At 71.8% G+C, this 12,793-nt stretch carries 12 protein-coding genes, 1 other RNA gene and 1 pseudogene; 2 read left to right on the top strand and 12 right to left on the bottom strand.

Annotated elements, in window-relative coordinates:
- Positions 1-312 precede the first annotated feature (312 nt).
- The 8 genes and pseudogenes from rpiA to IE168_RS14600 all read right to left on the bottom strand — a co-directional run.
- Entirely contained in the window at positions 313-960 is a 648-nt protein-coding gene (gene rpiA / locus IE168_RS11820; RefSeq protein WP_189498481.1) for a ribose-5-phosphate isomerase RpiA, read from the bottom strand.
- Positions 957-1,439 (bottom strand): EVE domain-containing protein, encoded by a 483-nt coding sequence (locus tag IE168_RS11825; RefSeq protein WP_189498483.1) that lies wholly within the window; start codon positions 1,437-1,439, stop codon positions 957-959. Before IE168_RS11825 ends, rpiA begins: the two co-directional genes overlap by 4 nt.
- Positions 1,436-2,017 carry a 5-formyltetrahydrofolate cyclo-ligase gene (locus IE168_RS11830; protein ID WP_189498485.1) on the bottom strand — a complete coding sequence of 194 codons (582 nt, stop codon included), beginning with the start codon at positions 2,015-2,017 and terminating at the stop codon, positions 1,436-1,438. The genes IE168_RS11825 and IE168_RS11830 overlap by 4 nt, the downstream gene beginning before the upstream one ends.
- A gap of 45 nt (positions 2,018-2,062) precedes the next feature.
- A non-coding RNA gene (gene ssrS, locus IE168_RS11835) (6S RNA) lies at positions 2,063-2,248 on the bottom strand.
- 84 nt (positions 2,249-2,332) lie between these two features.
- Entirely contained in the window at positions 2,333-2,626 is a 294-nt protein-coding gene (locus tag IE168_RS11840) for a cell division protein ZapA (protein WP_189498487.1), read from the bottom strand.
- On the bottom strand, positions 2,623-2,844 hold the full coding sequence (locus IE168_RS11845) for a TIGR02449 family protein (RefSeq protein WP_189498489.1): 222 nt from the start codon (positions 2,842-2,844) through the stop codon (positions 2,623-2,625). Before IE168_RS11845 ends, IE168_RS11840 begins: the two co-directional genes overlap by 4 nt.
- 31 nt (positions 2,845-2,875) lie before the next feature.
- The gene (locus IE168_RS11850) at positions 2,876-4,108 is read right to left on the bottom strand and encodes a putative bifunctional diguanylate cyclase/phosphodiesterase (protein WP_189498490.1); all 1,233 of its coding nucleotides are present in this window, start codon (positions 4,106-4,108) and stop codon (positions 2,876-2,878) included.
- Between the two features lie 167 nt (positions 4,109-4,275).
- Positions 4,276-5,058: pseudogene (locus tag IE168_RS14600) on the bottom strand (PAS domain-containing protein); the annotation flags it as partial.
- A 170-nt stretch (positions 5,059-5,228) separates the two neighbouring features.
- Here IE168_RS14600 and IE168_RS11865 point away from each other — a divergent pair.
- Both IE168_RS11865 and IE168_RS11870 read left to right on the top strand, forming a co-directional pair.
- The gene (locus IE168_RS11865; protein WP_189498492.1) at positions 5,229-5,774 is read left to right on the top strand and encodes a UPF0149 family protein; all 546 of its coding nucleotides are present in this window, start codon (positions 5,229-5,231) and stop codon (positions 5,772-5,774) included.
- Positions 5,775-5,793: 19 nt separating this feature from the next.
- Entirely contained in the window at positions 5,794-7,122 is a 1,329-nt protein-coding gene (locus IE168_RS11870) for an aminopeptidase P N-terminal domain-containing protein (protein ID WP_189498494.1), read from the top strand.
- A 39-nt stretch (positions 7,123-7,161) separates the two neighbouring features.
- Here IE168_RS11870 and pepQ read toward each other — a convergent pair whose 3' ends face one another.
- The 4 genes from pepQ to hemW all read right to left on the bottom strand — a co-directional run bounded on the left by pepQ (position 7,162) and on the right by hemW (position 12,715).
- Positions 7,162-8,499, bottom strand: a complete 1,338-nt coding sequence (gene pepQ, locus IE168_RS11875) for a Xaa-Pro dipeptidase (protein ID WP_189498497.1) — start codon at positions 8,497-8,499, stop codon at positions 7,162-7,164.
- A gap of 61 nt (positions 8,500-8,560) precedes the next feature.
- Positions 8,561-8,911, bottom strand: coding sequence for a PilZ domain-containing protein (locus tag IE168_RS11880; RefSeq protein WP_189498499.1), 351 nt, complete (start codon positions 8,909-8,911; stop codon positions 8,561-8,563).
- A complete protein-coding gene (locus IE168_RS11885; RefSeq protein WP_189498502.1) occupies positions 8,908-11,358 on the bottom strand; it encodes a DUF1631 family protein in 2,451 nt (816 codons plus the stop codon). The genes IE168_RS11880 and IE168_RS11885 overlap by 4 nt, the downstream gene beginning before the upstream one ends.
- Positions 11,359-11,464: 106 nt before the next feature.
- Positions 11,465-12,715 (bottom strand): radical SAM family heme chaperone HemW, encoded by a 1,251-nt coding sequence (gene hemW / locus IE168_RS11890; RefSeq protein ID WP_189498504.1) that lies wholly within the window; start codon positions 12,713-12,715, stop codon positions 11,465-11,467.
- Positions 12,716-12,793: the final 78 nt, after the last annotated feature.

Below are 12,793 nucleotides of genomic sequence, written 5' to 3' on the forward strand. Positions count from 1 at the left end.
TCCAGCATGCGAGAGTAGGTCATCGCCAGGGTCTTTACCCCAAAACCCCGCAGCCTCGGCTGCGGGGTTTTTCTTTGGGCGCGGGAAAGTGGTCCTGCGCGGTCAACGCAGGGTCGACAGGGTCGCCTGCTGCATTTTTTCAACGGGCCGCCGGAACCTTGTATGCCTTCGGCGCGTGGCCTGCTGACGGGAAGTCAAGGAGGAGATGCCGCCCCGGCGGGCCGGCATCGGGGGACATGAGCGGCAGCAGGCCACGCGTCGAAGCAGCGCGGCGCCCCCGCCCGCGTTCCCTCAGTTGGGGAAGAACCTTGCTCAGCGCACCCGAGGCGACGTGCCGCCGACGATCACCACGTCCGCGGGCCGGCGGGCGAACAGGCCCACGCTCACCACGCCGGGGATCTGGTTGATCGCCTGTTCCAGAGCCACCGGGTCGGTGATGGACATGCCGTGGATGTCGAGCACCCAGTTGCCGTTGTCGGTGACTGTGCCCTGGCGCCAGACGGGCTGCCCGCCGGTCATGGCCAGGATTTCGCGGGCCACGAGGCTGCGTGCCATCGGAATCACCTCGACCGGCAGCGGGAAGCGCCCCAGCACGGGGACCTCCTTCGACGGATCGATGATGCAGACGAACTGCGCCGCGGCTTCGGCGATGATCTTCTCGCGGGTCAGGGCCGCACCGCCGCCCTTGATCAGCCGCTTGCCGGGGTCGCACTCGTCGGCGCCATCGACGTAGAGCGGGATCGGGCCGCATGCGTTCAGGTCGAGCACTTCGATGCCATGGCTGCGCAGGCGTTCGGTGCTCTGCTCGGAGCTGGAGACCGCGCCCGCGATCCGGTCGCGGAGCCCCGCCAGCGCATCGATGAAGAAGGCCACCGTGGACCCGGTGCCCACGCCGACCACCATGCCGTCTTCCACGTACTCGATGGCCTTCTCGCCGGCCAGGCGTTTCGCGTCGCTCATTTCGGCTCCATGGCCAGCAGGATCTTCCACTGCGCGGCGGTGACCGGCAGCACGGACAGGCGGCTGCCCTTGCGGATCAGCGCGAACTCCTCGCCCAGCGCATCCGCGCGCTCGCGGATGGCGGCCAGCGTCACCGGCGCTTCGAACCTGCGCACGAAGCCGACGTCGACCAGCATCCAGCGCGGCTCCTCGGGGGTCGCCTTCGCGTCGAAGTATTTCGACTTGCGCTCGAACTGCGTCGGATCCGGGTATGCGGCGCTGGCCACCTCGGCGATGCCGTAGATGCCCGGCACGTCGCAGTTGGAGTGGTAGAACAGCACGCCGTCGCCCAGCTGCATGCCGTCGCGCATGAAGTTGCGCGCCTGGTAGTTGCGCACGCCGGTCCAGGGCTCGGTGCCCACGCGCTCGAGGTCGTCGATCGAGAAGTCTTCCGGCTCGGACTTCATCAGCCAGTAACGCTTGCGCTTGCCAGTGCTCATGTCGCTCGTGAAACGGTGGAGAGATCGGTGCAGACCGCGTCGAGCTGCACGTCCCAGTCTTCGCTGGGCAGCTCGCCGACGACCTGCTGGAAGGCGAACGCGGCGCCGACCAGCACGGGTGGCGCAGGCGCGTGGTGGCGGAACGCGAAGCTGCGATCGTACCAGCCGCCACCCATGCCCAGCCGATGGCAGCGATGGTCGAAGCCGACCAGGGGCACGACCACCAGGTCCAGCCGCTCCGGCTGCAGCAGGGCGTCCGCCGCCACCACCGGCTCGGGAATGCCGTACCGGTTGGCCTCGACGGCCTCGCCGGCCTTCCAGGGGGCGAAGCGCAGGCGGCCGTCTTCGTGCAGGACGGGCAGGCAGTAGGTCACGTCGCCGGGGAGCCGCAGCTGCCAGACATGCAGCGGGATCTCGCCGTCCGCAGCCCAGTACCCGGCGACGTGCGCGCCAGGGGGAAGCGGATGTGCGAGGAGCTGTGCCGCCAGCCCGCCCGCGGCGCCGATGCGCGCGGCAGGGGGGACTTCGCGCCTGCGCTCGCGCATCAGGCGGCGCAGCGCACTGCGTCCGGTGGTCATGCCATCACCATCGCGATGGCCCCGGCCGGGCGCTCAGGAAGGAATACGTCCTCCGCCATGTCGATGCATGCCAAACGACCTTGAACCCGGGGTTCAAGTGGGAACGCTTGGCTGCCTTCGGGCTTCCCGCTCGTGGGCGGACATGCGCGCCAGGCTTCCGTCGCGTCCCCGTGGTCGTCATTAAGGGACAAGGCGAATGTTTGTGCACGCCGTCGGTCACGGCAGAGGACGCTGACGCAGTATAGCGCGTGCCTGCTGGCGGGCGTGGCCACTTGTCGGCAGGCGTTCACCTTGCGCACCGCCGCGCGCGCCGTTTCAGGCATCGAGCATGGCGTCAAGCCGCGCCTGCATGGCCTGCAGCGAGCGGGTGATCTCGCGGTCGCGCTGTTCATGGCTGCGCTTGAGCTGCTCGAGCTCGTGCGCGAGGTTGAGCGCGGCCAGCACCGCCACGCGGTCGATGGCGGCCATGCGGTTGGCGCCGCGAACTTCGCGCATGCGGGTGTCGAGCACGCGCGCGGCCGCCATGAGCCCGTCGACCTCGCCGCTGCCGACGCCGACGGTGTACTCGCGGTCCAGCACGCGGATGCTGACGGCCCTGGGTTCGCTCACGTGTGCTGCTCCAGCGACTTCAGCCGCGCGATCATCGCCTCGACCCGGCTGCGGGCCTGTTCATTCCGGGCCAGCAGCTGCGAGCGCTCGCCCGACACGTGGTCGTGCTGCTGGCGCAGGCTCCGGTTCTCCTCGGCCAGCCTACGCGTACGCACCGCCAGCTCGTCGAAGCGTTCGGAGAGCCTCTGCAGCTGGGCGAGTACGTCATCGGTGTCCATCCGGGCACGATAGGCAGGCGCGGAAGGGCGGTCAAGGCGGAGTCGCGGGCCGTGCTGCCGCGCGCGGCGCCGGAGGCCGCCGGTTGCGGATGAAGGCCATGCACGCCATCGCGTCGAGCGGCCGCGACACCCAGTAGCCCTGGATCTCGTCGCAGTGGTGGAGGGCCAGGAAGTCGGCCTGGACCTGGTTCTCCACACCCTCGGCGACGACGTTCAGCCCCAGCCCGTGCGCCATCGCGATCACGGTGGTGGTGATCGCGGCGCCCTCGGGATCGTGGCCGAGGTCGGCGATGAAGGTCCGGTCGATCTTGATCGTGGTGATCGGCAGCCGCTTCAGATAGGCGAGCGACGAATAGCCGGTGCCGAAGTCGTCGATGGCCAGCGATACCCCGAGCTCGCGGAAGGCCTGCAGCTTCAGCGCGGTCTGCGCGGCATTGGCCATCAGCACGCTTTCGGTCAGCTCCAGCTCCAGCGCCTGCGGCGGAACGCCGGTGTCGTCGAGCACCCGCCGCACCACCCCGGCGAAGTCGCCGCGCAGGAGCTGCAGCACCGACATGTTCACCGACATGGTCAGACCGCCGAGTCCGTGCTGCCGCCAGCGCTGCAGCGCCAGGCAGGCCTCGCGGAGGACCCACTCGCCGATCTCCAGGATCATGCCGTTCTCTTCGGCCAGCGGGATGAACTCGTCCGGCGCGATCTCGCCGTGCTCCGGGCTCGACCAGCGCAGCAGGGCTTCGGCGCCGGTGATGCGCGCGGTCGCGAGCGACTGCCTGGGCTGGTAGACCACGCGCAGTTCGCCGCGGTCCAGCGCCTTGTGCAGCGCGCCGGCCAGCGTCGCGCGCCGCCGGATCGATGCTTCCATGCTGTCGTCGTAGCGCATCCAGGTGCGGCGGCCGGCGGCCTTGGCCTGGTACATCGCGGCGTCGGCGCGCTTGAGCAGCTCGGTGGGCACCTGGGCGTGGTCGGGGTAGACGCTGATGCCGATCGAGGGCGACACCGAGACTTCCTGGCCCTCCTGCGGCTGCAGCGGAGCCTCGAACGCCATGATGATCTCGCGCGCCACGCGCTCGGCGTCCTCGGCCGCGGCCAGGTCCTCGAGGATCACGGTGAACTCGTCGCCGGCCAGGCGCGCCACGGTCTGGCCATGGCCAACCGTCTGCTGCAGGCGCTCGGCGACGGCGCGCAGGATGCGGTCGCCGGTCGCGTGTCCCAGCGAGTCGTTGATGTCCTTGAAGCGGTCGAGATCGAGGAACAGCACCGCCACGCGCGCGAGCCCTCGCGGCGCGCGCGCACGATCGCGCGCGACAGCCGCTCGGCCAGCAGCGAGCGGTTGGGCAGGTTGGTCAGCGAATCGAAGTTGGCCAGATAGCGCAGTTCCTCGTCGGCGCGCTTCTGCAGCGTGATGTCGCTCAGCATCACCACGTACATGCGCTCGCCGTGCGGCGCCGTGCCGGACACGGTCGCGGCCTCGATCGCGCAGAGGAACTCCTCGCCGCTGCCGTGGCGCTGCCAGAGTTCGCCCGACCAGCGGCCTTCCCGCGCCACGCCCTCGCGCACCCCGCGTCCGCTCGCGGGCTCGTGCTGCAGGCTGTCGAGGATCTCGGCGCCGCGGCCGGTGACCTCCTCGGCCGTGTAGCCGGTGATCCGGGTGAAGGCCGGATTGACCGACAGGAAGCGGAAGTGCTCGTCCAGCACCGCCACGGCTTCGTTCATGCTGCGCAGCACTTCGCTGGCAATGCGGTTCTCGCGCTCGACCGCGCGGTTGCGGTCGATGTCCAGCGAGGTTCCGGCCACGCGCAGCACCGAGCCCTCGGCGTGGTGCTCGACCGCCCGCCCGCGGGCGCGGATCCAGACCCAGCCCCCCCGGCTGCCGGCGGGACTGTCGGCGCGAACGCGGTGCTCGGAAGAGAACTCGCTGGTTTCGCCGGCGACGTAGCGGTGCATGCGGTCGACCACGGCGGGCAGGTCGTCGGGGTGGATGACGGCGGCCGGGTCGGCCTGTTCGGAGCTGAAGTCATGGTCGGTGCCGCGCTGATCATGGCGGGCGACCAGGTAGCGCAGGCGCGCGGTGGGCACGTGGAAATCCCAGTAGCGCTGGTTGCTCGCCCACAGCGCGTCGCGGAAACCGCGCTCGCGCTCGCCGAGCCGGCCGGCTTCGCGCCGCAGGGCGCGCACGCGCAGGAACAAGGCGATGCACGAGGCCGCGAGCAGCACGACGGCCGCGACGGCGATGGCCAACCCGGGTCCTGCGACGGGCAAGAGACTGCTCCCCTTCCGCCTCCCCAGGCGGGCACCGCAGTGTAGGCGTGGCCGCGCACCGGCAACAAGCGGCGCGCACGGTACACTCCATCGGCCCGTTTCCAGCCGATCCAGCCGATCCCGCCATGCCAGACTCCTTGCCCCACATGTCCGAAGTCGAACAGGCCTGCCGCGAGGCGGGGCTGGCCACGCCCGCGTCCGAACTCCACGGCGGGCTGTGCGGCTGGCTTGCCGGTGGCGGCGACGCGGGCGGCCACTGGCTCGCCCGCGTCATGGTCGACGACAGCCTGCCGGCGCCCGCGGCCGGGTCGGCGCTCGCGCGCCTGCAGGCGGCGACCTCGGCGCAGTTCGAGGATCGCGACTTCGGCCTGGAACTGCTGGTTCCGGACGAGGAGGCATCGCTGGCCGAGCGCAGCGGCGCGCTGTTCGACTGGTGCCGGGGCTTCGTCGGTGCGTTCGGGCTCGCCGCCGGCAGCGAGCCGCGGCTCTCGGATGAAGGCACGGAGGCGCTGGCCGACCTTGCCCGCCTGGCCCGCGCCACCGCCCAGGACGACGGCGACGAGGAGGACGAGGCCGCGCTCGCCGAGATCGAGGAGTTCGTGCGCGTGGCCGCGCTGCTCCTGCACGGCGACTGCGCGCTCGCCGCGCGCCATCGCAACCGCCTCAACTGACGCCGCCCGCAGCGCACGCATGAACGCACGCGCCACGCCGGCCACCGCGCTCGCCGCCTACCGTCGCCGCCGCCGCCAGCTGATGCGCATGGCCGGGGAGGACGCCATCCTCATCCTGCCCGCCGCGCCGGAGCGCGTGCGCAGCCGCGACACCTACCATCCCTACCGGCAGGACTCCGACGTCCTCTACCTCAGCGGCTTCGAGGAGCCCGAAGCGGTGCTGGTGCTGGTACCGGGCCGCAGCCATGGCGAGAGCCTGTTGTTCTGCCGCGAGCGCGACCCCGAGCGCGAAGCCTGGGACGGCCCGCGCGTGGGGCCCGAAGGCGCGCCGGACGCGCTGGGCGTGGACGACGCCTACGCGATCGACGACATCGACGAGATCCTGCCCGGCCTGCTCGAGGGCCGCAGCCGCGTGTACTACCACTTCGGCCGCGACACCGATTTCGACCTGAAGCTGATCGGCTGGCTCAACCGCGTGCGTGCCCAGGTCCGCCACGGTGCGCAGCCGCCGCACGAATTCCTCGAGCTCGGGCACCTGCTCGACGAGATGCGCCTGATCAAGGGCGCCGACGAGCTGAAACTGATGCGCCGCGCGGCGAAGATCAGCGTGCAGGCCCACCAGGCGCTGATGCGCGCGGCGCGACCGGGCATGCGCGAGTACGAGCTGCAGGCCGAGCTGGAGCGCGTGTTCCGCGCCTCCGGTGCCGAGCCCGCCTACTGCAGCATCGTCGGTGCCGGCGCCAACGCCTGCGTGCTGCACTACCGCGCCAATGACGCGGTCGCGCGGAAGGGCGACCTGGTGCTGGTCGACGCCGGCGCCGAGTACCGCGGCTACGCCGCCGACATCACCCGCACCTTTCCGGTCGACGGGCGCTTCAGCCGCGAGCAGCGCGTCCTGCACGACCTGGTGGGTGCCGCGCATGCGGCAGCGCTGGCGCAGGCAAGGCCGGGCGTGCCGTGGGAAGCCGGGCACAGGGCCGCGGTGGACGTGCTGGCCGAGGGCATGCTGTCGCTGGGCCTGCTCAAGGGCAGGCTGGAGAAGGTGGTCGCCGATGGCGCCTATCGCCGCTTCTACCCGCACAAGACCGGCCACTGGATCGGCCTGGACGTGCACGACGTCGGCGACTACCGCATCGACGGCGAATCGCGCCTGCTCGAGCCCGGCATGGTCTACACCATCGAGCCGGGCATCTACATCCCGCCTGGCGACACCAGCGTCGCCGCGAAGTGGCGCGGCATCGGCATCCGCACCGAGGATGATGTCGCCATCACCCGCGACGGCCACGAGGTGCTGACCGAAGGGCTGGCGCGGAGCGCGGACGAGATCGAAGCGTTCATGGCGGGCTGAAGCGGCGCACTGCCGCGGGAGTGACGCCTGCGGCAGCGCTCAGGCCTGCGCCGCGAACGCTTCGCGAGTCAGGTTGACCGGCTCCGCGTCGGTGCACACCACGTTGTCCTCGATGCGCACGCCGCCGAACGGGCGGAAGGCCTCGACGCGGTCCCAGTCGACCAGGCGCGCGTTGTCGCTGGCCTGCAGGTCTTCCATCAGCATGTCGGCGAAGTACAGGCCGGGCTCGATCGTGACCACCATGCCCGGCGCCAGTTCGCGGGTCAGGCGCAGATAGGGGTGGCCCGCGGGCTTGTCGATGGTGCCGCCGGCGTCGGACGCGGCGAAGCCGGCCACGTCGTGCACCTGCAGGCCAAGGCCGTGGCCGATGCCGTGCGGGAAGAAGCTCGCGCTCAGGCCGGTGGCCACGGCCTCCTCGGCGCCGCAGGTCACGATGCCGAAGTCCTTCAGCACGCCGGACAGCGCGAGGTGGGCGTCGAGGTGCAGCTGGCGGTAGTCGACGCCGGCGCGGACCTGGTCGCACATCGCGAGTTCGGCGGCATCGATGGCGTCGATGAAGGCCTGGAACTCGCCGCCGCGGTCCATGGCGTGGGTGCGGGTGATGTCGGCGGCGTAGCCGGCGTGGCTGGCGCCGGCGTCGAGCAGGAAGCTCTGCACCGGCTTCGGCGGCAGGCGGTCGAGTTCGGTGTAGTGCAGCACCGCGCCGTGGGCGTTCAGCGCGACGATGTTGCCGTAGGGCAGTTCGTTCGCGTCCTGGCCCACGGCCTGGCAGTACGCCAGGTGGATGCCGAACTCGCTGGCGCCGGCGCGGAAGGCGCGCTCGGCGGCGCGATGGCCGCGCACGGCGCGGCGCTGGGCCTCGCGCATCATCTCGATCTCGTACGAGGTCTTGTACGCGCGGTGGTACTCCAGGTAGTCGATCACCGGCTGCGGGTTGTTCGGCGCGAACGCGCCGTAGCGCCCGAGCGCGCTCTGCGGCTCACCGAGGATGGCGCAGCGGGTGGCGTTGCGCGGCAGGTGCTGCAGCGCCTCGTCCGGGGTGCGGATCACCTCGATGTCGAAATGCTCGACCCAGTACCCGGTGGGCGCCTCGGGCACCACGTGCCAGTAGTCGCGCGGCTGCAGGTAGACCAGCTTCGGGCGCTGTCCGGGCGTGACCACCAGCCAGCTGCCGGGATTGCGCACCAGCGGCACCCAGTGCTTGAACTGCGGATTGGCCGCGTAGGGATAGTCGCGGTCGTCGAAGACCTGGTAGTGCAGGGTGCCGCTGGGCACCACCAGGTGGTCGAAGCCGCCGCGCTCCAGCGCCGTCGCCGCGCGTGCGGACAGGGTCTCGAGGTGGCCGGCGTAGAGGGTGGCGGGCGATTGGGTGGTCATGGCGGTCCGTCGGGCAGGGGAGACGGACATTCTGCCGCATCGCCCGCGTGCAGGCCGCGGCCTATTCGTAGCGGCTGCCGGGGGCGTCGATCCAGGCGCGCAGCGGGCCGGCCTGGTGTTCGGTCAGGCCGATGAAGCGGAAGCCCGCCCAGGCCTGCCCCGGGGCGCTGGCCTGGTCCACCCACAGCAGGTGGGCGCCGACCTCGATGGTCGCCTCGCCGCCGTCATCCGCGGGCAGGCTGAAGCGGAACTGGTACAGCGCGTCGTCGGCCAGCGGGGCGCCGGCCATCAGCAGCATGCCGGTCTCGGACAGGTTGCCGATGCGGCCCACGACGCGCTCGGTCATGGCGTCCACCACCAGGATGGTGTCGGCGGCCTTGCGGCGCCGGGCGCGGCGGAACTCGTTGATCATGCGTGCTGGTCCCCGGCGATGGGCGGCGCGTCGCCGCGGCCGGCAAAGCTGCGCAGGGTGCGCAGCGCGGCCTGCCAGGCGCGGTCGACCAGGCGGCCGCGCTCGGCGGTGACGATGCGCGCCTGTCCGGCCGCGATCATCCGCGCGAGCGAATCCAGCGAATGCTCGCCGATGCGCTGGCCGCGCTGGTTCACGAACAGGGCGTTGTCGGTGACCGGGCTGAACCAGGACATGCGGCGGCGGACGACGTCGCCCTGCTGGTTGGTGGTGAATTCGATCCAGGTGCCGAACGGCATCACCCGCAGCTGCTCGTAGCGCGCCTGTTCCTCCGGCGTGCGCGGCGGCAGGTCCGGCCGGCGCGCGCGCTCGGCGTCCTCGCCCAGGCGCGTGCGCGCCTTGAGCTTCATCGCCAGTTCGGTGCGTGAGGCCGGATCGTCCTCGTCGCTGCGGCTGCTGGTGAGGCGGGCGGCGATGATGGCCGCTTCCTCGGCGTGGTAACCGACCTGCGACAGCGCGGTTTCCACGTGCGCGGCCAGCGCCGGGTCGGCGGCGTCCTCGCCCTTCGCGCAGGCGGCGATGATGCGACGGGTGGCGTCGAGCTGTGCCTGCCACTCCGCCGAATCCTCGCCCTGGCGCAGCAGGGTCAGGGTGAGCACGTCGGCCCAGGCCTGGCCCAGCAGCGCGCGCGAGAACTTCGGGATGCGCTGGTCGCCGAGCAGCTTCTCCAGCGCGGCCGCCGAACGCAGCTTGGCGACCTCGAGCTTTTCCTTGCCCCGCGCCGCCTCGACGTGCCGGCGCTCGAGCATCTCCGCCTTGCGCACCTGCGCCTGCAGGTGGCCCTGCAGCTGCGCGTTGCTGGCCTCGAAGACGGCGGTGTCGCCGTCGTAGCGGTCGACGACGTGGCTCACGGCCTGCTGCAGCGGCAACAGCAGCTGCGGGTCGACGTCGTCCTTGTCGAGCCAGCTGGCGGCGGTCTCGGCGACGGTGTTGAGGAGTTCGCGCGCCGGATGGGTGGCCTGGACGAAGAAGGCCTGGTCCTGCAGCGCCACCCGCAGCAGCGGCAGCTGCAGGCGCCGGATCAGGGCCGCGGCCGGCGCATCGGCGCTGATCTCGCCCTCGAGCTGGCCGTACAGCAGGTGCAGCAGCTCGAAAGTGTCGTTGTCGCGCTGCGACAGCGCGGCGCCCTTGCCGTGACGCTGGCGCGCCTGCGCGAGCAGCATCTGGCGCACGTCCATCAGGCTGGGCTGCGCGCCCCCGGGGCCGTGCGGCTGGCGCTGCAGGGTGCCCAGGGCGCTCATGAGCTCGCCGGTGCCGAGCGTCGCCATCGCGCCGGACGGCCGCGCGGAGCGCAGCTTGCCGATCAGCGCCCGGCGGCCGGCCAGCAGCTGCTGGAGCGCGAGGTAGGAGGCCTCCTCGTCGCTGCCGGCAAGGGCGGTGGTGGTTTCCGCCATCCAGGCCGTGTGCGGCCGCGTGGCCGCTCCGGTTCCCGGCGGTATCGAGGCACCGGCGTCATGGCCGTCACCGGCGGTGGCGCCTCCGCCGTTCCGGGGGCTGCCGTCGGGACGTGCGCGGTGCGCGGGCGCCGCGGGCTCGCCGGGACGGCCGCCGGAGGGGCGGGATCCGTCCGCGGTCGCCTCGCCAGCGCGGCCTCCTGGCTCGCGTCTCGGAGGACGCGCCGAGGCCTGGCCGGGTGCGGAGCCCTCGGCCGCGTCCAGGGCCTCCTGGCGCGAGGAGGCGCGCAGGCGCAGTGGCACGTAGGTCAGGCCCTTGAGCACGCCCGCCTGGTCGAGCGTCGCGTCGAGCTTCTCCAGCACCGGCGCGTAGTGCGCCATGACCAGGCGATCGAACAGGCGGTACAGCAGCTCGCGTGACTCCGGGCCGAGGTGGAGCGAGCGGCAGGCCTCGCGCAGCGCGCGGCACACGGCCTGCGGGCCCAGCGGCAGGCGCCCGGCGTCCATCGCAGGCGTGCCGGCCAGTACGCCGAAGCGCTGGCCGAGCAGGTGCATCGGCAGGCTCGCGCGGCCTTCCTGACGGGTGGCGATCTCGCGCAGCAGGGTGTCCTCGTCGATCATCGAATCGTCGACCAGGCTCAGCACGCGGCCGGCAACCGGCGCGGCGGGCGCATGGGCCGGCTCGGGCGCCGGCGCCGCGCGGATCCCGGCAAGGCCGGCTTCGAGTTCGAGCATGAACTGCGGCACCAGGTCCGAGCGGCCGGCACGGAAGGTGCGCAGCGACTGGACGTAGGCGGATTCACTGCCCGGGTGGCGGGCGCGCTCGCCGAGGCGGAACAGCTCCTGCTCGTACTCGTCCAGCAGCAAGGCCAGGTACGGGTCGAGCTCGGCGGAGACCACCCGTAGCGCCGCGTCCAGCGCCTGGCGGACGCGACGCGGCAGGTCGGCCGCCGCCAGGTTGAGCCTGGCGTGGCCGTGGTCTGGATGTGTCGTCAATGACATGGTCGTGCTGCCGGTTCCCCTGGGCGATTCATATCACGGGCACGGTGTGACGGCCAGCACGCGGTCCGCACCCGGGACCGGCCACCACCTGCACGCGCCGTCAGGGGAGGAACAGGGACACGACGTCGTTGCCCAGGCGCCGCCCGAGCGTCGTCGGCACCATCCGCTCGCCGTCGCCGTCGCCGTCGCCGTCGCTGGCCAGCCAGCCGCGGGCCACTGCTTCGTCAAGCTCCCGCTGGATCGTCGAGCGCGGAAGGCCGGTGCGCGCCTCGAAGTCGGCCAGCGCGAAGCCCTCGTGCAGGCGCAGCGCGTTGAGCATGTATTCGAAGGGCAGGCGGGAGGCCGGGACATCCTCGTCGCCGCCCAGCGCGTCGGCGGTGCCGGCGGCGGACATCCACGCCGTGGGGTGCTTGAGCTTCCAGCGCCGGCGCACGGCCTGCGTCGCCCCCAGGCTGATCTTGCCGTGCGCGCCGGCACCGATGCCGAGGTAGTCGCCGAAGCGCCAGTAGTTGAGGTTGTGCGCGCACTGCCGGCCGGGCCGCGCGTAGGCGCTGACCTCGTAGTGGTCGAAGCCGGCGGTGGCCAGCATCGCCTGGCAGTGCTCCTGCATGTCCCAGGCGGCGTCCTCGTCCGGAATCGCGTCGGGCGGGCGTGCGGCGAACAGGGTGTTGGGCTCCAGCGTGAGCTGGTAGTGCGACACGTGCGCGGGCTGCAGCGCGAAGGCGCGCTCGAGGTCGCGCGCGGCGCCGGCCAGGTCCTGGCCCGGCAGCGCGTACATCAGGTCGATGTTGATGTTGTCGAAGCCCGCGTCCTGCGCCAGCTTCACCGCGGCGTTGGCCTCGCGGCTGTCATGGATGCGCCCCAGCCGCTGGAGGCAGCCGTCGTCGAAGCTCTGGATGCCGAAGCTGAGCCGGTTCACGCCGGCGGCGAGGTAGCCCTCGAAGCGGCCGTGCTCGGCGGTGCCGGGATTGGTCTCGAGCGTGATCTCGCAGCCCGGCGCGAAGCGCAGCCGTGCGCTGGCCTGCTGCAGGAAGTCGTCGATCGCATCGGCCGGGAACAGCGAGGGCGTGCCGCCGCCGAAGAACACGCTGTGCACGGTGCGGCCCCAGGCCAGCGGCAGGTCGTGCTCGAGGTCGGCGACGAGCGCCTGCACGTAGCCGGCGAAGGGCAGGGCGCCGCGCTGTTCGTGCGAGTTGAAGTCGCAGTAGGGGCATTTGCGCACGCACCAGGGCAGGTGCACGTACAGCGACAGCGGCGGGCAGCGCAGTTCGCCCGCAGATGGTCCCGAAGCGGCTGCGGGCGCTGCGGCCTGCCCGGCGGCCGGGATCTGGGGGGGGGCAATAGACGGCATGGGTACGACAGATGGGCCTGGGACCAACGCACATGGTAACCGTTCGTCTGGATCATGTTGACTTGTCATCAGCGCGCG

The sequence above is a fragment of the Luteimonas padinae genome, assembly GCF_014652935.1.
Lineage (GTDB): Bacteria > Pseudomonadota > Gammaproteobacteria > Xanthomonadales > Xanthomonadaceae > Luteimonas > Luteimonas padinae.